This is a genomic window from Nocardia xishanensis NBRC 101358 (assembly GCF_001613365.1).
Lineage (GTDB): Bacteria > Actinomycetota > Actinomycetes > Mycobacteriales > Mycobacteriaceae > Nocardia > Nocardia xishanensis.
The window spans coordinates 100,230-121,109 of sequence record NZ_BDCF01000018.1; the positions used below are offsets into that span (position 1 = coordinate 100,230).

Genomic DNA, 20,880 nt, shown 5'->3' on the forward strand with positions numbered 1-20,880 from the left:
AGTTGACTGTAGCGAGTGCTACAGGTATTCATGACACCGTGACTGTAACACTCGCTTCAGAAACTGCGGATTCCGTCGTCGTCACCGCCTACGCGGCCACCACTTCGCTCGCCGACGACATGGATACGACCTGGTCGGAGCTGTTGCGAGGGCGGACGGGCATCGGCGTGCTCGACGACGACTTCGTCACCGAATTCGACCTGCCGGTTCGCATCGGCGGCAAGCTGAAGGTGCATCCGTCCGCGCAGCTGAGCAGGATCGAGCAGCGCAGGCACTCGTACGTCGAGCAGCTGGCCCTGGTCCTCGGCAGGCGGGTCTGGCAGGCGGCGGGCGCGCCGGAGGTCGAGGGCGAGCGGCTGGCGGTGGCCATAGGCACCGGCCTCGGCGGCGGCGACGCGCTGATCGACGCCGTCGACGCCATGCGCGCGGGCGGCTACCGGAAGGTGTCTCCCATGTCGGTGCCGATGGTGATGCCGAACGGTCCGGCCGCCACGGTTGGCCTCGAAATCGGCGCCAAGGCAGGCGTTTTCGCTCCCGTCTCGGCGTGCTCCTCGGGCTCGGAGGCGATCGCGCACGCGTGGCGGCTGATCCGCTCCGGCGAGGCCGACGTGGTGGTCACCGGCGGCGTCGAGGGGCACATCCACGCCGTGCCGATCGCGAGCTTCGCCATGATGCGCGCGATGAGCACCCGCAACGAGGAACCCGAACGCGCCTCGCGGCCCTTCGACCGGGATCGCGACGGTTTCGTCTTCGGCGAGGCGGGCGCGCTCATGGTGCTCGAATCCGAGCGGCACGCCAGGGCGCGCGGCGCCGAGATCCACGCCCGCGTGCTCGGCGCCGGCATCACCTCCGACGCCTTCCACATCGTCGCCTCCGACCCGGAGGGCGTCGGCGCGGCCAGGGCCATGCGCAAGGCCATCGAGACGGCCGGGCTGAGCACTTCCGACATCGCCCACGTCAACGCGCACGCCACCTCGACACCGATCGGCGACGCCTCGGAAGCCAACGCCATCACCGCCGTCACCCCGCACGCCTCGGTCTACGCGCCGAAATCCGCGCTCGGGCATTCCATCGGCGCGGTCGGCGCGCTCGAATCCATTCTGACGATGCTCACCCTGCGCGACCAAATCGTCCCGCCCACCCTCAACCTCGACAATCAGGCCGCCGACATCGACCTCGACATCGTCGCGGGCGCGCCGCGGCGGCAGCGGATCGACTACGCGGTGAACAACTCCTTCGGCTTCGGCGGCCACAACGTCGCGCTGACCTTCGGCCGCGCCTGAGCCATCCGCCCCGAGACCGGGCGATCACGCCACAACCGCGTCATCGCGCGCTGCGGCACGCGCCGCATCGAGCCGCCGACTCGGGACATCGTCGGCCGGTAAGCCACCCGCGCTCGCGCGCCACTACCAGCGGACGCACGGCCGATCCTGTCCCGCCAACCATCGTGCTGGTCACGCACGCGCTGTCCAGCCCGTTCGGTCGCTCGGCGCGCGTGGCAGAATCGTTAACCGGACGAACTATTCGACGACCGGCAGCGGCGCCGGCCGAGGGACGGACGACAACGTGAGCGACGCCTTTTACCTCCCGGATCCGGACGACCCGACGCGGTTCATCTCCACCGAACTCACGCGCGGGCCGTGGTCGCCCGACGCTCAGCACGCGGGGCCGCCGTCGGCGCTGCTCGGGCACGTCATCGAGCGGTGCGAGCCGCGCGAGGGGTTCCAGGTCGGGCGGGTCGCGGTAGAGATTCTCGGGCCCGTGCCGTTGCAGCCGCTGTTCGCCGAGGCGAGGGTGACTCGGCCGGGGCGCAGCGTCGAGTTGGTGGAGGCGACGCTGTCGACCGAGCGCGGGCCGGTCATGAAAGCCAATGCCTGGCGGTTCAAGCTCGCCGAGCCCGAACTGACGCTGCCGGAGGAATTCCATCCGGCGGGCGCGCGTCCAGGTCCTGACCACGCGCCCGCACCGACGCCGTTCCCGACGTCACACCAGGTCGGCTTCCACACCGGCATCGAATACCGTTTCGTCACAGGCGCTTTCGGCGAACCCGGACCGGCGATCTGCTGGATTCGGCTGAAGTATCCGATCGTCGCGGGCACCGCCCCGAGCCCGCTGGAGCGCACCCTCGCCGCCGCCGACTCGGGCAACGGCGTCAGCGCGGTGCTCGACTGGAACCGCTACCTGTTCATCAACACCGATCTCACCGTCACCCTGCACCGCCAGCCGGTGGGCGAATGGGTCTGCCTCGACGCGGTCACCTACCCGCAGCCGCACGGTATCGGCCTGGCCGAATCGGCGCTGTTCGACGAGAAGGGCCCGCTCGGGCGCAGCACCCAGACGCTCTACCTCGGCATCCGCTGAGCTACGGCCCGGCGGAGATCTGCTGGATCGCCCAGCCGTTGCCGTCGTAGGAATGGTCGCGGGCGGGTCACTTCACCCGCGCGGTTGCCAGCGCCAGGCGAACTCACCGGGCTCGGGGGGCGGGCCGGGCAGCTCACCCTCCACCTCGAGACCCGCGACGAGTAGTGCCAGCGTCCGCCTGCGCAGCTGGGCGGTGCGTTCCGCGTCCGGCATGGCGATCGCCGAGCAAGCCTCCAGGATCAGCCCGAGGTCCAGCGGATTCACTTCCGCCCGAAGCCGCCCGGAGTCGTGCGCGCGTCGGATCAATTCTTCGTTGACCTCCCCCGCGTGCACCACGTCGGGCCACATCGCGTCGTCGGGGGTGAAGGTGCCTGCCAGGTGCACGGCGAGCGAGTGCACGTCGGCGTCGACCACCCGCTCGAGAAAGCCGACCAATCCGCGCCATCCATCCGGATCCTCCAGTGCCGCATCCGCTTCCGCGTTGTAGCGACGCAGCCCCTCGTGACACAGGGTGCGCAGCAGCACCTCTTTGCTCGGATAGCGGCGATACAGCGCGCTGATGCCGACGCCCGCCCGCTCCGCGACGGCGGCGATCGGCGCGTTGGCGTCGGCGAGGAACACGGCCCGCGCCGCTTCCAGAATCAGCCCGTCGTTGCGCGCGGCCTGCGCCTTGCGGCCGGGCAGACCCTTGCGAGCTGCGACTTCTTGCGTCTTCGACATGACTTCAGCTTAGCACTTGAAACGGAACGATCCGTTCTGTTACGGTTTAAACAGAACGAAGCATTCCGTTTCCGTTTCGAACAAGGAGCGCCCAATGGCCACCATCACCCCCTTCCGCATCGACATCCCGCAGGCCGAGCTCGACGACCTCCAGTCGAGGCTGGCCAGGACCCGGTGGGCCGATCAGATCCCCGGCTCCGGCGACAGCTACGGAGTGAGCGTCGATCGGGTGCGTCACCTGGTCGACTACTGGCGCGACGGATTCGACTGGCGCGCGGTGGAATCGAAGATCAACGCCCACCCACAGTTCACCACCGAGATCGACGGCCAGACCGTGCACTTCCTGCACGTGAAATCACCTCGGGACAACGCCTTTCCGCTGATCCTGAGCCACGGCTGGCCCGGCACCTTCGTCGAGTTCCTCGACATCGTCGATCCGCTCTCCGCGGCAGGCTTCGACCTGGTGATCCCCTCCGTCCCCGGATACGGATTCTCGGGCCCGACAAAGGAATCCGGCTGGGACAACACCCGAATCGCCAAGGCGTGGGCGGAGCTGATGAGCAGGCTCGGGTACTCGCGCTACGGCGCGGTCGGCAACGACGGCGGCGCGCAGATCTCCGCCGAGATCAGCCGGGTCGATCCCGAACACGTCGCGGGCGTGCATGTCTCGCAGGTGTACTCGTTCCCGTCCGGCGATCCGGCCGAGCTGACCGACCTGACCGAGGACGAGCAACAGTCGCTTGCGACGCTGGAGTGGTTCGCGCAGAACAAGATGAGCTTCAACATCCTCCAGGCGCAGCAGCCGCAGACGTTGGCGCACGCGATCTCGGACTCGCCGACCGGGCTCGTCGGCTGGAACGCACAGCTGCTCGGCCCCGACCTGGACGACGAATTCGTGCTCACCAACATCGCGATCCACTGGTTCACCAACACCGCGGGCTCGGCGATCCGGCAGTACTTCGAGAACGCGAAGGCGCAGCAACCGTCCGAGCCGACCACCGTCCCGCTGGCGCTCTGCGGCTCCACCGGCGATTTCCACGGCATCCGCCGCTTCGCCGACCGCGACCACAAGGCCATCGTGTCCTGGCGGACCCACGACGTGCCGACCCACTACCTGCACCACTCGGCGCCCGAGCTGATCGCGGGCGAGATCACCGCGTTCTTCGCGGTGTACCGGTAGCCCCGCAGTCCGAAGCGGCGCGCATCCGTTCCCGGGTGCGCGCCGGGACGTGTGGACGTTCGCTTATGTCATCGAGAGTCACGGCCATGGTTCGTCTCGCTTCCCGTTGATGTACTGGATTCACCAACGGCACAACAGCTTTCACCGCGAAGGAGAACACCATGAAAATCGCAGTCTTCGGAGCCACCGGCAGCGTCGGCCGCTTGATCGTCGAGCAGGCGCTCGAGCAGGGTCACGAGGTCACCGCCTTCACCCGCGACGCGGCGGGCGTCACCCAGCGGCACGAGCGCCTGCGCGTGGTGGAGGGCGACGTCTTCGACACGCACCAGGCCGAGCGGGCGGTCGCCGGTCAGGACGCGGTGCTGATCGCGCTGGGCGACGGTCGCAAGGGCCTGGTCCGCTACGCCGGAACCAAATCGGTGGTGGAGGCGATGCACCGGACCGGCGTGAAGCGGCTGATCTGCCAGAGCACCCTCGGCGTCGGCGACAGCCGCGACAACCTCGACTTCCTCTGGAAGTACGTGTTTTTCGGCCTGCTGCTGCGCCGCGCCTACAACGACCACGTCGAGCAGGAGGCGTACGTGCGAGCCAGCGATCTGGACTGGACCATCGTGCGGCCGAGCGCGTTCACCGACGGACCGCGCACCGGCAGCTACCGGCGCGGGTTCCCCGGGTCCGAGCGCGGGCTCACCCTGAAGATCGCGCGAGCCGACATCGCCGACTTCCTGCTCGAACAACTCACCGATTCGACCTATCTGCACCTGACGCCGGGCATCTCGAACTGATGCCGCGCATCGAAAGCGATCTCCCACACAGGCCACACGCCCCTCACAGCCTGCGCTTATGTGGGGCGTGTGAACCCTGTGTGCGATCACCTGCCGCGACCAACGCCCCCTCAATCGCGCGTGGGCCGCGGCGGGTTGGGCTGGCGAGCTGCGGCACGATGAAGCGGACGCGGCACTTCACCGGCGCGACCACCACGGTTCACGCGTGCTCGTGCAGCTCACCCCACGCCGGGAACGGGTCGTCGAATTCGGCCCAAAGCTCTGGGCCCGCGGTGAATTCGGCGTCGGTGAGCAGGGCGTCGTCCAGCAGCGCGCGCACCCGGTCGCCGTCCAGCTTCACGCCGATGAAGACGATTTCCTGTCCCGCGGGCACTTCCAGCGACGACCACCACGCGGCGGGCTCGAAGGTCAGATTCGGTCCGGACTGCGACCAGATCGCCGCCAGATTCGCCCTACTGGCGATCCAGCAGAAACCCTTACTGCGCAACATGCCTCGCAGCTGATCGAGAGCCGATGCCAATCGAGCCGGATGGAACGGGCGCTCCGCGGTGTAGGTGATGCTGCGGATGCCGTACTCCTCCGTCTCCGGAACATGGCCACCTGCAAGCTCTTCGGCCCAGCCTTCCGCCTCGGCCGCGACCACCGGGTTGTACCTTCCGGTGCCGAGCACCTCGCCGAGCTCGACGACGCCACGCTCGGCGCGCAGCACGCGAGCGCGCGGATTGAGCCGTCGCACCGTGGCTTCCACCGTCCCCGCGGCGTTGGCGCTCACCAGGTCGGTCTTGTTGATCAGCAGCACGTCGGCGAATTCCACCTGGTCCACCAGCAGATCGGCGATGCTGCGCTCGTCGCCCTCGCCCGCCTCCAGATTCCGTTCCGCCAGCGCCTGTCCGCGCACCAGCTCGCCGAGAAAGGTCGAGGCGTCCACCACCGTCACCATGGTGTCGAGCCGGGCGATGTCGCCGAGCCGAAAGCCGTCTTCGAATTCCCAGTCGAAGGTCGCCGCCACCGGCATCGGCTCCGAGATCCCCGTCGATTCGATGACCAGCTGATCGAAACGCCCCTCCTTGGCCAGCCTGCCCACCGCCTCGATGAGGTCCTCGCGCAGCGTGCAGCAGATGCAGCCGTTGGTGAGCTCGACCAGCTTCTCTTCGGTGCGGTCCAGGTGTCCCTGGCCCGCGACCAGCGCCGCGTCGATGTTCACCTCGCTCATGTCGTTGACGATGACCGCTACCCGGCGGCCCTCGCGATTGGCCAGGATGTGGTTGAGCAGCGTCGTCTTGCCTGCGCCGAGGAAACCGGACAGCACGGTGACGGGTAGCGGATCGGAGCGCGTGGAAGTGGTCACAGGCTAATGATAATGGTTTTCATTTGCTTGACGGCGGCCGGGTGCGCGTCGCCCTTCAGGGGTTAGGGTCGGGCTGTGAAACTGCTCCCCCTTCCCGCCGACGGACAGACCCCGGTCCGCGTCCTCACCATCGCAGGCACCGACTCCGGCGGCGGCGCCGGAATCCAGGCCGACGCGCGCACGATGGCGATGTGCGGGGTGCACGCCTGCGTCGCGGTCGCGGCGGTGACGGTGCAGAACTCGGTCGGCGTGAGCGGCTTCCACGAGATTCCCCCGCAGATCGTCGCCGACCAGGTGCGTTCGGTGGTCCTCGATATCGGCGTCGGCGCGGCCAAGACGGGCATGCTCGCCTCGACGGCCATCATCGAGGCGGTGGCCGAGGTCTGCCGCGAAGTCGGCATCGGCCGCGACGGCGTGATTCCGCTGGTGGTCGATCCGGTGGCGGCGTCCATGCACGGCGACCCGCTGTTGCACGCCGAGGCGCTGGATGCGGTGCGCCACACGCTGATTCCGCTCGCCACGATCGTGACGCCCAACCTCGACGAGGTCAGGTTGATCACCGGAATCACGGTCACCGACCAGGCCGAGGCGCGCCGCGCGGCCGAGGCGCTGCACGCCATGGGGCCGCGCTGGGCGATCGTGAAGGGCGGGCACATGCGCTCCTCCGAGCTGAGCACCGACCTGCTCTTCGACGGCGAGAACTATTACGAATTCCCCGCGCCGCGCATCACCACCGGCAACGACCACGGCGGCGGGGACACCCTCGCGGCGGCCATCGCGTGTGCCCTAGCGCACGGTTATCCGGTGCCGGAGGCGGTCGAATTCGCCAAGGAATGGACCCGCCGATGCCTGGCCGCCTCCTACGATCTCGGCGCGGGCCACGGGCCGGTCTCGCCGCTGTGGCGGCTGAGTCGTTCCTGACGTCCGCGCCGTCTGGTGCGGCGAGCCGGGCGGGAAAACTTGTCGGTGGGCGGGTCCATACTGAAGTTGTCGCGAACACGGCCGGCCTCAATGGCGCGGCTCGGCCAGGAACAAGGGCGTTCGCAGTGGACGCGGCAAGGCCCCCGTGCCGTCCGCGGCGGCACCTTCGGGGTCAGGATGACTCGGTCGAAAAGGCGTGGTGCAGGGGTAGATCGGTGTCGATGACGATGCCGTTGAGACGGGCGTTGGCCTCGGCGAGCGCCGAGACGATCTCGGCGATGTAGGCGACGAACTTCTCGATCGGCATGGCGTTGGCCTGGAGCCGATTCGCGCCGAGCCACCAATCGGTGGCGGAGGCGACCGCGCCGAATATCGAATAGTTGACGAGCTCGACGCTGGCCACGTCGATCGACTCGTCCTCGACCAGACCGGCGAACAGCTCGGCGGCCCTGCGCGCCGACTGCCTGGCCGATTGCAGCGCGCGCTCGGACTCGTCGGCCTGTTGGGTGAAGTGACTGTGCAGCATGAAACGGAAGACGTTCGGGTGCTCGGTGACCGCAAGCGCGTATTCCGCCGCGCCGCGGCGCACCAGTTCGCGAGCGGAGTCGTTGGTGAGGTCGATGCTGGAGATGACGCGCTCCCACAGCATGTCGCGCACTCGGTCGACGATGGCGTTGTAGAGGTCGGTCTTGTCCTCGAAGTGCCGGTACAGCTTGGGCTTCGCGGCGCCCGCTTCCTTGGCGATATCGCCCATGCTGACGTCGGGGCCGAACTTGTCCAGCGCGCGGAACGCCGCGTCGACGAACTCGTCGCGCACCTTCACCCGATGCGCACGCCACCGCTCGGTGCGGGCGTCGACCCGCTTGGGCCGCGCCTTGTCGACTTCCCGGCGGCTGTGCATCACGGATCCGACCGTACCAATCCCTCACCCGACCTCGGGCAACTCGGTCGGAACCGGGAACGGCGGACTGCTCTTGCCCGTGATGCGAAATCGCCGCCACGGATCGGGATCGCCGACATAACCCTCTCGGGCGCCGTGTTCGGTGCGGATGGTCACCTTGGTGCGCGGCTCGTCACCGAGCGCGGCGGCCAGGTCGTCGTTGGGGCGGATCCGGCCGAACCACCGGTAGATGCCGTCGATCGGTTCCCGATAGCCACGCAGTTCGACCTGCACTTGGATCTCGCGGCCGTGGGCGAGGATGGTCGCCGCGCCCAGGTAATCGGAGCCCGCGTGCGGACTGTCGGCGAAGGCGCTGTTCATCGCGGCTCCTGTGTTCGCTCGTAAAAACCCGGCTCGACCTCGACCGTTGACATCGAGTGAGACGTGGGACACACTCGTCAATGTACACGGAACTAGCGGTACTGGATACTAGGAGTTCCGCATCAGCGGGTCCTCGTTCCTCCGCCTTCCGGCACAGCGGATCGCAACCCAGCACAGAGAGCTGGTGGGGACGATGACGTCCAGCCACGACTACGGCTTCCGGCCTGCCACAACGCCGTCCGGCGGGGCCGTCCGACGCCGCCGCCACATCGGCGATCGGCAGGCCACCGCACGACGGCTGCTGTCCGCGGGCGCCGCGGAGGCGGCCTACGATCCCGATCTCGACATCGATTGGGACGCACCACCCGATCCAGCGAAGCATTGGCTTCCGCCGGAACGCGTGTCGCTGTACGGCAGCAGGCTGTGGGAGCTGCTGACCCCCGAGCAGCGACGCGAACTCGGCAAGCACGAGCTGGTCAGCATGCTCGGCATCGGCATCTACGCGCAATCGATGGTCTCCATGCTGATGTTCCGCGACGTCGTCGAAAGCCGCGATCCGGTAGACGATCACACGCGATTCACGCTCGCGGCGATCCGCGACGAGAGCCGCAACTCGACCATGTACAGCAGGCTGATCAACGCGACGGGCCTGCCGCCCTATCGGCTGCCTGCGCCGCTGCGCGCGCTGACCAAGCTCACGCTGTGGATTCCGGATGGTCCGAGCGCGCTCGGCTTCCGCTTGCTCGTCGAGGAGATGGCGGCACAGCTGCTGCGCGAGCTCACCGCCGACTCGGACATCCAGCCGCATCTGCGCCAGCTGGCGATGCTGCACGCCGCTTCCAGCGCCCGCCACATCGCGGTGACGCGCGCGGAGTTGTTGCGCGCCATCGACTCTCGCGGGCCGATACGCGTCGCGCTGCACCGCTGGGCGCTCAGCGCCGTGGTCGCGGTCGCCTACGCGACGCTCGTACACCCGGCCGTCTATCGCGCCGTCGGCATCCATCCGCTCGCCGGAGCCGCGGTCGCCGTCACCACCGGCGCCTATCGACGCAACGCACGCGCCGCGACCGCGACCGTGCGCGAGTTCCTCCGCGAAACGCCACGGCCGCAGGGCAGTTCGCGGGTTCGCTCGATCACGAACAGGAGAGCGGTGCGATGACCACCGAAGCCAAACCCATCGTCACCACCGCGGGCGCTTCGACGGTGCGCCGCAAGACGGTCGGCGACCGGCAGAAGACCGCCGTGCGCCTGCTGCGCTCCTCCGCCGAGCGCGCCTACGACGGCGAGGTCGACATCGATTGGGACGCGCCGATCGAGCCGGGCAAGCACTGGATGCCGGAACACCGGCAGTCGCTGTACGGCACCGCGCTGTGGGAAAGGCTCACCCCGGAGCAGCGCACCGAACTCGGCCTGCACGAGCTGGTCAGCGTGCTCGGTTTCGGCATCTTCGCGGAGGCGGGGCTGAGCACGATGCTCTTGCGCACCGTGCTGGAGAGCGAGCGACTGGTGGACGATCACACCCGCTACGCGCTCGCCGAGATCGGCGAGGAGACAAGGCATTCCACCATGTTCGGCCGCCTGGTGAATCTCACCGGCCTGCGCCCGTATCTGTTGCCGAAGACCGGCCGCAAGCTGGGCCGCCTCGCCGCCTTCATTCCGCTCGGGCCATCGACCTACGCGGGCACCTTGCTGATCGAGGAGATCCTGGACCGGTCGCAGCGCGAGGCCATGAACGATCCGGACCTGCAACCCCATGTGCGACAGCTGATGAAGATCCACGTGCTGGAGGAGGCGCGCCACATCACCTACGCGCGTGAGGAATTGGTGCGCGCCATCGATGCGCGCGGTAAGGCGTCCAACGCCTTTCACCGGCTGGTCTTCGCGGTGATGGTGCTCGGCGTGTATCCCGTGCTGATCGATCCGCGCGTCTACCGGTCGGTCGGCATCGATCCGCTGCACGGCTTTCTCGCCGCCTTCACCTCACCGAATTTCCGGGCGAACGCGACCTTCGCGGGCGAACCGCTGCTGCGTTTCGCGCACGAGGTCGGCATGCTCGACGGCGCGGTGATGCGACGGCTCTACCGCATGTCGCGCAGCGTGCCGCAGGACATTCTCGACGACCTCGACCGCCGTGCGGCGGCGTGACCGGTGGGAGTGAAGCGATGGCGACACGGCACTCGGCTCCGGTGCGCACCGGGGTACTGATCATCGGCAGCGGATTCTCCGGCCTCGGCATGGGAATCGCGCTGGACAAGGCTGGATTCGGCGACTACCTGATCGTGGAGAAGGCCGACGACATCGGCGGCACCTGGCGCGACAACACCTATCCGGGCTGCGCCTGCGACGTGCCGACGCACCTGTACTCGTATTCCTTCGAGCCGAGGTGGAATTGGCGGCGGCTGTTCTCCGATCAGCCGGAGATACTCGCCTATCTCCAGGAAGTCGTGGCCAAGTACCGGCTGCGCGAGCGAATCATATTCGGCAAATACATGGTTCGCGGTTATTGGGACGAGGACGAGGGACGCTGGCACGCGTTCAGCGCCGACGGACAGGAGTACATCGCGCGCTTCATCGTCTCGGCCATCGGGGCGCTGCACGTTCCGAGCATTCCGGAATTCCCCGGCAGTGCCGAATTCGCGGGAGCGACTTTCCATTCTGCGCGATGGGACCACGGGGTCGACCTGCGCGGCAAGCGGGTGGCGGTGATCGGGACCGGGGCGAGCGCAGTCCAATTCGTGCCGGAGATAGTCGGCGAGGTGGGCTCGCTGACGGTATTCCAGCGCACCGCGCCGTGGGTGCTGCCGCGCGCCGACGTGGTCTTCTCCGATCGGTTCCGCGCCGCGTTGCGCCGGGTGCCCGGACTGCGCTTCGCGCTGCGCAACGGCATCTACTGGGGCGCCGAGGTCGGCGCGTACGCGATGACCCGCAGGCCCGACCTGCTGAAGACGCTGGAATGGGTCGGCAAGCGGCACATCGCGCGCCAGATCGCCGATCCCGCGCTGCGCGCAACGGTGACGCCGGACTACCGCGCCGGCTGCAAGCGGCTGCTCGGCTCAGACACCTACTATCCAGCGCTGGCCGATCCGAAGACCACGGTGGTCACCGACCGCATCGACCACCTCACCGCCGGTGGCATCGTCACCGCGGACGGCGTCGAACACCCGGCCGACGTGATCATCTACGGCACCGGATTCCACGTCATCGATTCGTTCACCGACCTGTCCATCACCGGACGCTACGGCATCGACCTCGCCGCGCGCTGGACGGTGGAGGGCGTGCAGGCGCACCGCGGGATCACCGTGGCCGATATGCCGAACGCATTCTTCTTGCTCGGCCCGAACACCGGCCTCGGTCACAACTCGGTCGTCTTCATGATCGAATCGCAGATCCACTACGTGCTGGACGCGATCCGGCGGGTGCGGTCGCGCGGAGCGGTGGCGCTGGTGCCACGGCGGACGGCGCAGGACCGATTCAACGCCGAACTCCAGCACAAGCTGGTCCGCTCGGTGTGGAACACGGGCGGCTGCCGCAGCTGGTATCTGGACGAGCACGGCAACAACCGCACGTTGTGGTCCGGCTTCACCTGGCAATACTGGCTACAGACCAGGCGGCTGCGCGCGGACGAATACGAGTTCATCGGTCCCGTGCCGAACGCTCCGGCGCTTCCTACCGTCGCGCTGGAAAACGTTCCCGCCCAGACCTTCCCGAGCGCCGTCACCGGCAATTGACAGGGGGATTGCGTGCGCCGTTTCGACAACAAGGTCGCCGTCATCACCGGCGCGGGCTCGGGCATCGGCCGGGCGCTCGCGCTGGAGCTGGCGCGGCACGGCAGCCGCCTCGCGCTTTCCGATATCGACGCCGGTGCGGTCGCGGACACCGCGGTCCGCTGCGAAAAGCTCGGCGCCACAGCGGTTCCCTATCAGCTCGACGTCGCGCAGCGGGCGGCGGTCTACGCGCATGCCGAGGACGTCCGCGCGGAATTCGGCGGCGTGAACCTGGTGGTGAACAACGCCGGGGTGGCGCTCAGCGCCGACGTCATCGACATGGATTGGGACGATTTCGACTGGCTCATGAACATCGACTTCTGGGGCGTCGCGCACGGGACCAAGGCCTTCCTGCCCGATGTGATCGCATCCGGCGACGGGCACATCGTCAATATCTCCTCGGTCTTCGGGCTGATGGGGATTCCGTCCCAAAGCGCCTACAACGCCGCCAAATTCGCGGTGCGCGGCTTCACCGAGGCGTTGCGGCAGGAAATGCGCATCGCCGGATATCCGGTCGGAGTCACCTGCGTGCATCCCGGCGGCGTGTCGACCGCCATCGCCGCGAACGCGCGCGGCATTCCGGAGGGGGTCGACCGGGAGAAGGTGCGCCGCGGCTTCGAGCTGATCGCCATGACCAGCCCGGAAGCGGCCGCCGAGATCATCCTGCGCGGCGTGCGCAAGAACAAGGCGCGCGTGCTCATCGGGCCGGACGCCCGCGGCTTCGACCTGATCCCGAGGCTGCTCGGGCCGCACTACGAGGATCTCGGCGTGCCGCTGTACCGGCTGGGCAAGCGGGCCGCGGGCCGGTTCGGCATCGAGTTGTAGGCGGGAACGATGGAGCGGGCCAATTCGCGTGCACACCCTGGAAGTGGTGGAGGTGACGCCGATCTCGCCCTCGGCCTGACCCTCGCGTGCCAATCCGTTCCCATTTCCGGCCGCGTCCACATCGATTTCGATCAGTAGTCGCTTTGCCGAAACAGCAAAGAATCTGGCTCGGCATCTCCACTTGCGTGCACCATGCTCTTGCGGGTGCTTCCCGCAGTTCATCACCGGCATACGCAGGTCAGGAGAGGCGTTCGATGACCGATACCACCGCTCAGGAGTACTGGGAAGACTTCTACCGTGAGCGCGATCAGGTGTGGACCGGGAAACCTAACGTGTTGCTGGTTCGCGAAGCCGCCGATCTCACGCCGGGCACCGCGCTCGACCTGGGCTGCGGCGAAGGCGGCGATGCCATCTGGCTGGCCGAGCGCGGCTGGCGGGTCCGGGCGGCCGACGTGTCGGCCATCGCGCTGGCGCGCGGAGCCGAGCGCGCCGCGGCGGCGGGCGTCGCCGACAGAATCACCTGGGAGCGACACGATCTCGCCGAATCGTTCCCCGCAGGCTCGTTCGATCTGGTGTCGGCCCAGTTCCTGCATTCGCCGGTCGCCGCGGACGGCGAACGCGACAAGATCTTGCGGCTCGCCGCCGAGGCCGTCGCGCCCGGCGGTGTGCTCATCGTCGTGGGACACGCGGGCTGGCCGACCTGGATGACCGAGCCGCCGTCCATCGAATTCCCGACCATCCCAGGCACGCTCGCCGCCCTCGATCCGAAGCCGGGAGAATGGCGGGTCGAGACCGAGGAGGTCGTCGGTCGCGAGTGGCCTGGTCCAGAGGGCCAGGAGGGCCGCAGGGAGGATACGGTGCTGCGCATCCGCCGACTGCGGTAGGCGTACCCCCTTCACTCCGGCCATGCCGCCCGGGGCGTCCGGCTGCGTAGGCGTCAACGTACCCAGCAACCTCACAGCCCGGTCCCAGCGCCACGGCAGCTCCGCCCACAACGGTGGACACCATGACCGAAACCGTGGCCGTCGCCAGCGCGGCGGAGCAGAACCGAGCCACGGGCCGACCGCCCGTGCTCGACGTGGTGATACCCGTCTACAACGAGGAGACCGATCTCGGCGTCTGTGTGCGCAGACTGCGCACCTACCTCGGCGGCGGCTTCCCCTTCCCGGCGCGTATCACCATCGCCGACAACGCGAGCACCGACACGACCCTCCAGGTGGCCCGGCTGCTCGCGGCCGAATACGACGATGTGCGCGTGGTGCACCTGGACGCCAAGGGTCGCGGCCGGGCGCTGCGCGCCGTGTGGGAGCAGTCCGACGCGCAGGTCGTCGCCTATATGGACGTCGACCTGTCCACCGACCTCGACGCGCTGCTGCCCCTGGTGGCTCCGCTGGTCTCCGGCCACTCCGATCTCGCCATCGGCACCCGCCTGTCCGCGGGATCGCGGGTGGTGCGCGGACCGAAGCGCGAGTTCATCTCGCGCAGCTACAACTTGATCCTGAAGGCCGCGCTGCGCACCGGTTTCTCCGACGCGCAGTGCGGGTTCAAGGCGATGCGCACCGATGTCGCGCGGCGGCTGCTGCCGCTGGTTCAGGACGGCGAATGGTTCTTCGACACCGAACTTCTGGTGCTCGCCGAACGCGCGGGGCTGCGCATCCACGAGGTGCCGGTGGACTGGATCGACGATCCCGACAGCCGCGTCGACATCGTCGACACCGCGCGCAAAGATCTCCAGGGCATTTGGCGGCTCGGCCGGGCCATGGCCACCGGCGCATTGCCATTGGACGACGTGCGACGAGCCGTCGGGCGGGAACCGCTGGTTCCGGGCGTGCCGCTGGGCATGGTGGGTCAGGCGGTGCGGTTCGCGCTCATCGGCATCGCTTCGACTGTCGCGTATCTGCTGCTGTACCTGCTGTGGCAACCGCTGGTGGGACCGCAGGCGGCGAACTTTCTCGCGCTGCTGGTGACGGCCGTCGGCAACACCACGGCCAACCGCGCCTTCACCTTCGGTGTGCGCGGCACGACCGGGGTTGTGGCGCATCAATTCCAGGGCCTGCTGCTCTTCGGATTCGGCTTGCTGGTCACGAGCGGTTCGCTGTTCGCGCTGCACCGCTGGGCGCCGGACGTGGCCGTGCAGTGGGAACTGCTGGTGCTGGTCGTCGCCAACCTCGTGGCGACCCTGGCGCGGTTCGTCGGATTGCGCTGGGTCTTCCGGAACGCGGGTGACCGACAGTACCGGACGACCGCGGTGGATGGGGGCGGCCGGTGAGCACCGCGACGCTGACGCCACCGGAATCCGTTTCGCTTCAGCGAAACTCGAACTCGCGGGAGCCCCATCGCTGGGAGTACCCGGCACTCGCCGCGCTGCTCGTCGGTACCGCGATGGCCTACCTGTACAACCTCGGCGCGAACGGCTGGGGTAATGCCTTCTATTCCGCCGCCGTGCAGGCGGGTTCGCGGTCGTGGACGGCGTTCTTCTTCGGCTCCTCCGACGCGGGGAACTCGATCACCGTCGACAAACCGCCTGCCTCGCTGTGGCTGATGGAACTCTCGGTGCGCCTGTTCGGCCTGAGCAGCTGGAGCATTCTGGTCCCACAGGTGCTGCTCGGCGTCGGCACGGTGGCGCTGCTGTGGGCTACGGTGCGGCGCTCGTTCGGTCCTGCCGCCGGCTTGCTCTCCGGGCTGGTACTCGCCGTGACTCCCGTTGCCGCGCTGATGTTCCGGTTCAACAACCCCGACGCGCTGCTGGTGTTCTCGATGGTCGCCGCGGCGTGGGCCATGCTGCGCGCGGTCGCGGACGGCCGCTGGCGCTGGCTCGTGCTCACCGGCGCCTTCATCGGTTTCGGCTTTCTCGCCAAACAGTTGCAGGTGCTGCTCGTGGTGCCCGCGCTCGCGCTGACCTATCTCATCGCGGGTCCGCCCGCGCTGGGCAAGCGGATCGCGCAGCTGTGCGCGGCGGGTGCTTCGATGGTCGCGGCGGCGGGCTGGTGGCTGCTGGCGGTGGAGCTCTGGCCCGCGTCATCGCGGCCGTGGATCGGCGGCTCCCAGCACAATTCGATCCTGGAGCTGACGCTCGGCTACAACGGGCTCGGCCGCCTCAACGGCAACGAAACCGGCAGCGTCCGACCCGGCGGCGCGGAAGGCGTCCGGGGCATGATGTGGGGAGACACCGGCATCGCCCGGCTGTTCGAACCCGCGCAGGGCGGGCAGATCGCCTGGCTGATTCCCGCGGCGTTGGTAGCGCTGGTCGCCGGGGTCGTTCTGTGCGCCAAGGCCCCTCGGACCGACGGCAGGCGCGCCGCGCTGGTGCTGTGGGGTGGATGGCTGCTGGTGACCGGCCTGGTGTTCAGCTTCATGGCGGGAATCTTCCACCAGTACTACACCGTCGCTCTCGCGCCCGCGATCGCGGCGTTGGCCGGCTCCGGCGCGGTCCTGCTGTGGCGTGAACGGGGCCGGGTCTTGGTGCGGGTGGCGCTGGCCGTCGCGACCGGCGTGACCACCGCGACCGCCTGGGTATTGCTCTCGCGCAGCGCCGATTTCGTGCCGTGGCTGCGGTGGGCGATCTTGGTGCCGGGTGTCGCGGTGACGGTGGCGCTGCTGTTCCCGCTGGGGCGCAAGCGTTCCCTCGCCGCCGCCATGACCGTCGCGTTCGTCGGCTTGGCCGGACCGATCGCGTACACCGCCCACACCCTGGCCACACCGCATTCCGGTCCGATCCCGACGGCGGGTCCGTATGTCAGGTCCGGCTTCGGCGGGCGTGGGCCTGGTGACGGCGGACCTGGCGGACGGATGGATGGGGGGACTGCGCCGGGCATGCCGCGCGGATCGATGCCCGGTCGCAACGGAGGCGACGGAGCGCCCCGAGGGGCGGCGGGTGTCGGCGATACTGCTCCAGCCCCCGGCGGTACCGCACCTGGCATCAGCTCTGCGCCCGACAACGGCGCCGGGCCGGGGAACGGCACCGCTCCCGACAACGGAGCAGGGCAAGGCAACGACATTACGCGGCCAGGTGGAACAGGCGGCGGCCCAGCCGGTTTCGGTGGTCCGGCCGGTGGATTCATGAGTGCGAGTGCCCCGGGCGACAAGTTGGTCGCGCTGCTCGAGCAGAACGGCGACGCCTACACCTGGGTGGCCGCGACAGTCAGCTCGAACCGCGCGGCGGGTTATCAGCTCGCCACCGAGCTGCCGGTGATGCCGATCGGCGGTTTCAACGGCAGCGATCCGTCGCCCACCCTGGCCGAGTTCCAGCAGTACGTGGCCGAGGGCAAAATCCACTACTTCCTGGGCGGCGAGGACGCCCATTCAAACGGCGACCAGTCCTCGGAGAGCGCCGAGATCACCGCCTGGGTGCGGGCCAACTTCCCCGCCGAGGAGGTGGACGGCGTCACCGTCCACGACCTGACCACCCGCTGAACCCCACTGACGACCTCGCAGACCTTCTCCCCGCTTCGCAGAGACTGTAAGCCCTGCGAGGCGAGCGAATCCTCTGCGAGGTCGCCGGTGCGCGGCGGTCAGCGTGTTGGGTGGGTCGTTTCGAGCCACTTGGCGAAGGTCGGGCCCGCCAGGGTCGCGTGCGAGCCGGGCAGCAGCGTGCCGGTCAGCTTCGCGGCGTTGTAGCCAGCCACCGTACTGTCGATGCCGATGATGGACACCACCACCAGCCGCTCGACCCCGGCCTGGTGGCCCGCCTCGTGCAGGTTGCGCGCGGCGGCGGTGAAGAACGCGGTGGCGACATCCTTGTCGGCCGACGGCGTGCTCGAGGCGTCGATCACCACGTCGACCCCGGCCAGCGCCTCGACGAGGCCTGCTCCGGTCTCGATGTCGACGCCGTTGGCGCGGGAGAAGGCCACCACCTCGTGGCCCTGCTCGTTCAGCACGTCGACCACGTGGCGGCCGAGGCGTCCGGTGGCTCCGGCGACGGCGATCTTCTTGCTGGCGTTCATGTCCTGCTCCTTGTGTTCCGCTGCGGCGATGTTCCGCGTTCACAGGGAGGACGACGCGGGGGCGACGAGTGTGACATCGCAAAGGGCGCGCAGCTCAGGAGCTATGCGGTGCGTCGCGGCACCATTCGAAAGTCGCGCGATACGAGAGCCGCACAGTGCGGAGCCGCAAGGTTCAGAAGCCGTGCGGTGCAGACCTCAGCTCGGCGCGAAGAGCGCCGAGTGCAGTGTCGCCGACCATTGCTGAACGATCTCTTTGCGGCGGGCGGAGTCATCGGTGAGGACGTCGGCGAGACCGAGCCCGCGGGCCAGGTCGAGGGTCGCCTGCACCAGATGATGCGCGACCGGATCCGAGTCGTCGACGCCGAGCGCCTCGACCGCCCTGCGGTGGGCGACCCGTCCGAACTTCGCTTCCAGCGGCACAATCCGTTCGCGGAGGACCGGGTCGGCGGCGGCATGCGTCCACACCTGCAACGCCGCCTTGAACAGCGGAGAGGTGTAGGACTCGATCAGACCCGCGACGACGGCCTCCGTCCGGCCGACGCCCTCGGCCACCCCCGCGATCGTCTGCGCTTCCGCCTTGGCCTGATCCATGCGCGTGTCGAACATGTACTCCAGCGCGCCCGTGATCAGGTCCTCCCTGGTCGGGAAGTGGTGCTGGGCAGCACCGCGCGACACCCCGGCCCGTTCGGCGACCACCGCGACCGTCGCGGCGGCCCAGCCCATCTCGGCCAGACAGTCGATGGTCGCCTCGAGCAGGCGCTGCCGTGTTGCCCGGCTGCGATCCTGCTTGGGTTCGTGGGGTGTCGCCATGGCGCTATTCTGCCCAGCTCGGTGCGCGCCGCTGTAGGAAGGCCAGCATCCCCTCGTGCACCTCGGGGGTGCCGAAGAAGCTCGCCGAACGCCGCGCGAGCTCTTCGGCGGAGGCGTCGAACGCGGCGAGAATGTCCGCGTTGACCAGACGCTTGGCCTCGGCCAGACCCTGCGGCGAACCCTTGCGCAGCTCGCCGACCAGCCGCGCGACCTCCGCCGCCGGGTCGTCGGCGGTGATCGTCACCAGTCCGATCTCGGTGGCGACCTCGGCGCCGAACTTCTCGCCGGTGAGGTAATAGCGGCTCGCCGCGCGCGGGCTCAGCCGCGGCAGCAGGGTGAGCGAGATCATGAACGGCGCGAGGCCGATCCGCACCTCGGTGAGCGCGAAGGAGCTGCCAGGACCGGCCACCACCAAGTCGCAGGCCGCGACGATGCCCATGCCGCCCGCCCGCACGTTGCCGTCGATCTGCGCGATCACCGGCTTCGGGATCTCCACCAGCCTGCGCAGGACGCCGATCATCACGCGGGTGCGCTGATCGGCGGCCACCGCGGGATCGGCGTCGCTGGCCTCGCTGAGGTCGGCGCCCGCGCAGAAGGTGTTGCCGGTGTGCGCGAGCACGATGCCGCGCACCGAGTCATCGGCGGCAGCGGCGTCCAGACCGCCGATCAGCTCGGTGACCAGCCGCGAGGACAGCGCGTTGCGGTTGTGCGGCGAGTCGAAGGTGAGCACCGCGAAACCGTCGCGGATCTCGTAGCGAACGAGCGGCGCGGTGGAAGTGTCGGTCATCGGGTCTCCTGCGTCAGTAGGACTTCGGCAGACCCAGCGAGAACTGGGCGACGAAGTTGAGCACCATCTCCCTGCTGACCGGAGCGATCCGGCCGATACGGGACGCGGCGAGCATGGCGGCGAGCCCGTAGTCCGCGGTGAGACCGGCGCCGCCGTGCGTCTGGATCGCCTGGTCGAGCGCCTTGATGCTGGCTTCGGCCGCCGCGTACTTGGCCATGTTCGCGGCCTCGGCGGCGCCCATCTCCTCGCCCGCGTCGTAGAGCGTCGCGGCCTTCTGCATCATCAGCTTGGCCATCTCCAGCTCGATCTTCACCTGCGCCAGCGGATGCGAAATGCCTTGGTGCGCGCCAATCGGCGTCTTCCACACGGTGCGCTCCCTGGCGTATTCCACCGCGCGGTCGATCGCGTAGCGGCCGAGGCCGACGGCCATCGCTGCGCCCATGATGCGCTCCGGATTCAGGCCCGCGAACAGCTGCATCAGCGCGGCGTCCTCCTTGCCGACCAAGGCGCTGGACGGTAGACGGACGTCGTCGAGGAACAGGGTGAACTGGTGGTCCGGCTCGATGATGTCCATCTCCTGCGCCGTCTTGGTGAAGCCGGGCGCGTCGGTCGGGACGATGAACAGGGCGGGCTTGAGCTTGCCGGTCTTGTGGTCCTCGGTGCGCGAGACGATCAGCACCGCCTCGGCCTGGTCGACGCCGGAGATGAAGATCTTGCGGCCGTTGAGGATCCAGTCGTCACCGTCCCGGCGGGCGGTGGTGGTGATCTGGTGCGAGTTCGACCCGGCGTCCGGCTCGGTGATACCGAAGACCATCTTGCCCGAGCCGTCGGCGAGCTTGGGCAGCCATTCCTGCTTCTGCTCGTCGGTGCCGTACTTGGTGATGATGGTGCCGCAGATGGCGGGCGAGACCACCATGAGCAGCAGTCCGGCGCCCTGCGCGGCCAGCTCCTCCATCACCAGCGCCAGCTCGTACATGCCTGCGCCACCGCCGCCGTACTCCTCCGGCAGGTTCACCCCGAGGAAGCCGAGTTTGCCTGCTTCGTCCCACAATTCGGTGAGCGGCTCGTGCTTGCGCGCCTTGGGCAGCACGTAGTCGCGATAGCTGTACTTCGCGGCGAGCCCCGCCACCGCGGCCCGCAGCTGCTTGCGCTCGTCGGATTCGATAAAGCTCATG

The 20,880-nt window shown here is 68.6% G+C and carries 20 protein-coding genes; 12 read left to right on the plus strand and 8 right to left on the minus strand.

Annotated elements, in window-relative coordinates; translation table 11 throughout:
- Nucleotides 1-38 precede the first annotated feature (38 nt).
- Together NX1_RS17205 and NX1_RS17210 are read left to right on the plus strand one after the other, a co-directional pair.
- Complete coding sequence (locus tag NX1_RS17205) at nt 39-1,283, plus strand: KasA/KasB family beta-ketoacyl-ACP synthase (protein WP_068059884.1); 1,245 nt, start codon at nt 39-41, stop codon at nt 1,281-1,283.
- A gap of 283 nt (nt 1,284-1,566) precedes the next feature.
- A complete protein-coding gene (locus tag NX1_RS17210; RefSeq protein ID WP_068059887.1) occupies nt 1,567-2,361 on the plus strand; it encodes a thioesterase family protein in 795 nt (264 codons plus the stop codon).
- A gap of 72 nt (nt 2,362-2,433) precedes the next feature.
- Here NX1_RS17210 and NX1_RS17215 read toward each other — a convergent pair whose 3' ends face one another.
- Nucleotides 2,434-3,081 (minus strand): TetR/AcrR family transcriptional regulator, encoded by a 648-nt coding sequence (locus NX1_RS17215; RefSeq protein ID WP_068059890.1) that lies wholly within the window; start codon nt 3,079-3,081, stop codon nt 2,434-2,436.
- Nucleotides 3,082-3,175: 94 nt separating this feature from the next.
- Between NX1_RS17215 and NX1_RS17220 the strand changes: the two genes are divergently transcribed.
- Both NX1_RS17220 and NX1_RS17225 read left to right on the plus strand, forming a co-directional pair.
- Nucleotides 3,176-4,261 carry an epoxide hydrolase family protein gene (locus NX1_RS17220; RefSeq protein ID WP_068059893.1) on the plus strand — a complete coding sequence of 362 codons (1,086 nt, stop codon included), beginning with the start codon at nt 3,176-3,178 and terminating at the stop codon, nt 4,259-4,261.
- Nucleotides 4,262-4,422: 161 nt separating this feature from the next.
- Nucleotides 4,423-5,046 carry an NAD(P)-dependent oxidoreductase gene (locus NX1_RS17225; RefSeq protein ID WP_068059895.1) on the plus strand — a complete coding sequence of 208 codons (624 nt, stop codon included), beginning with the start codon at nt 4,423-4,425 and terminating at the stop codon, nt 5,044-5,046.
- A gap of 199 nt (nt 5,047-5,245) precedes the next feature.
- On the opposite strand, the gene NX1_RS17230 is transcribed toward NX1_RS17225, so the two are convergent.
- Nucleotides 5,246-6,394 (minus strand): GTP-binding protein, encoded by a 1,149-nt coding sequence (locus NX1_RS17230; RefSeq protein WP_068059898.1) that lies wholly within the window; start codon nt 6,392-6,394, stop codon nt 5,246-5,248.
- A 75-nt stretch (nt 6,395-6,469) separates the two neighbouring features.
- Here NX1_RS17230 and thiD point away from each other — a divergent pair, with 75 nt between their 5' ends.
- Nucleotides 6,470-7,315: a bifunctional hydroxymethylpyrimidine kinase/phosphomethylpyrimidine kinase gene (gene thiD, locus NX1_RS17235; protein WP_068059900.1), complete on the plus strand. Its 846-nt coding sequence runs from the start codon at nt 6,470-6,472 to the stop codon at nt 7,313-7,315.
- A 172-nt stretch (nt 7,316-7,487) separates the two neighbouring features.
- Here the strand turns inward: thiD and NX1_RS17240 are convergent, their stop codons facing one another.
- A complete protein-coding gene (locus NX1_RS17240; protein ID WP_068060043.1) occupies nt 7,488-8,216 on the minus strand; it encodes a TetR/AcrR family transcriptional regulator in 729 nt (242 codons plus the stop codon).
- Nucleotides 8,217-8,240: 24 nt separating this feature from the next.
- Nucleotides 8,241-8,576 (minus strand): DUF4873 domain-containing protein, encoded by a 336-nt coding sequence (locus NX1_RS17245; RefSeq protein WP_068059903.1) that lies wholly within the window; start codon nt 8,574-8,576, stop codon nt 8,241-8,243.
- Nucleotides 8,577-8,769: 193 nt separating this feature from the next.
- Between NX1_RS17245 and NX1_RS17250 the strand changes: the two genes are divergently transcribed.
- From NX1_RS17250 to NX1_RS17280, 7 genes are all read left to right on the plus strand, one after another.
- Complete coding sequence (locus NX1_RS17250; protein WP_068059906.1) at nt 8,770-9,735, plus strand: diiron oxygenase; 966 nt, start codon at nt 8,770-8,772, stop codon at nt 9,733-9,735.
- Complete coding sequence (locus NX1_RS17255) at nt 9,732-10,721, plus strand: AurF N-oxygenase family protein (protein WP_068059909.1); 990 nt, start codon at nt 9,732-9,734, stop codon at nt 10,719-10,721. Before NX1_RS17250 ends, NX1_RS17255 begins: the two co-directional genes overlap by 4 nt.
- Nucleotides 10,722-10,738: 17 nt before the next feature.
- Nucleotides 10,739-12,304 carry a flavin-containing monooxygenase gene (locus tag NX1_RS17260; RefSeq protein WP_068059912.1) on the plus strand — a complete coding sequence of 522 codons (1,566 nt, stop codon included), beginning with the start codon at nt 10,739-10,741 and terminating at the stop codon, nt 12,302-12,304.
- 12 nt (nt 12,305-12,316) lie between these two features.
- The gene (locus NX1_RS17265; RefSeq protein WP_068059914.1) at nt 12,317-13,165 is read left to right on the plus strand and encodes an SDR family NAD(P)-dependent oxidoreductase; all 849 of its coding nucleotides are present in this window, start codon (nt 12,317-12,319) and stop codon (nt 13,163-13,165) included.
- A gap of 254 nt (nt 13,166-13,419) precedes the next feature.
- Nucleotides 13,420-14,049: a class I SAM-dependent methyltransferase gene (locus tag NX1_RS17270; RefSeq protein WP_068059916.1), complete on the plus strand. Its 630-nt coding sequence runs from the start codon at nt 13,420-13,422 to the stop codon at nt 14,047-14,049.
- Between the two features lie 122 nt (nt 14,050-14,171).
- A complete protein-coding gene (locus tag NX1_RS17275) occupies nt 14,172-15,434 on the plus strand; it encodes a glycosyltransferase (protein WP_084501507.1) in 1,263 nt (420 codons plus the stop codon).
- Nucleotides 15,431-17,578, plus strand: a complete 2,148-nt coding sequence (locus NX1_RS17280) for a glycosyltransferase family 39 protein (protein ID WP_373864882.1) — start codon at nt 15,431-15,433, stop codon at nt 17,576-17,578. The genes NX1_RS17275 and NX1_RS17280 overlap by 4 nt, the downstream gene beginning before the upstream one ends.
- 98 nt (nt 17,579-17,676) lie before the next feature.
- Here the strand turns inward: NX1_RS17280 and NX1_RS17285 are convergent, their stop codons facing one another.
- The 4 genes from NX1_RS17285 to NX1_RS17300 all read right to left on the minus strand — a co-directional run bounded on the left by NX1_RS17285 (nt 17,677) and on the right by NX1_RS17300 (nt 20,879).
- Nucleotides 17,677-18,108 (minus strand): SDR family oxidoreductase, encoded by a 432-nt coding sequence (locus NX1_RS17285; RefSeq protein WP_245668542.1) that lies wholly within the window; start codon nt 18,106-18,108, stop codon nt 17,677-17,679.
- A 195-nt stretch (nt 18,109-18,303) separates the two neighbouring features.
- Nucleotides 18,304-18,918, minus strand: coding sequence for a TetR/AcrR family transcriptional regulator (locus NX1_RS17290; protein WP_068059918.1), 615 nt, complete (start codon nt 18,916-18,918; stop codon nt 18,304-18,306).
- A gap of 4 nt (nt 18,919-18,922) precedes the next feature.
- Nucleotides 18,923-19,705 (minus strand): enoyl-CoA hydratase family protein, encoded by a 783-nt coding sequence (locus NX1_RS17295; protein WP_068059921.1) that lies wholly within the window; start codon nt 19,703-19,705, stop codon nt 18,923-18,925.
- Between the two features lie 13 nt (nt 19,706-19,718).
- Nucleotides 19,719-20,879 carry an acyl-CoA dehydrogenase family protein gene (locus NX1_RS17300; protein ID WP_068059925.1) on the minus strand — a complete coding sequence of 387 codons (1,161 nt, stop codon included), beginning with the start codon at nt 20,877-20,879 and terminating at the stop codon, nt 19,719-19,721.
- Between the last annotated feature and the right edge of the window lies 1 nt (nt 20,880).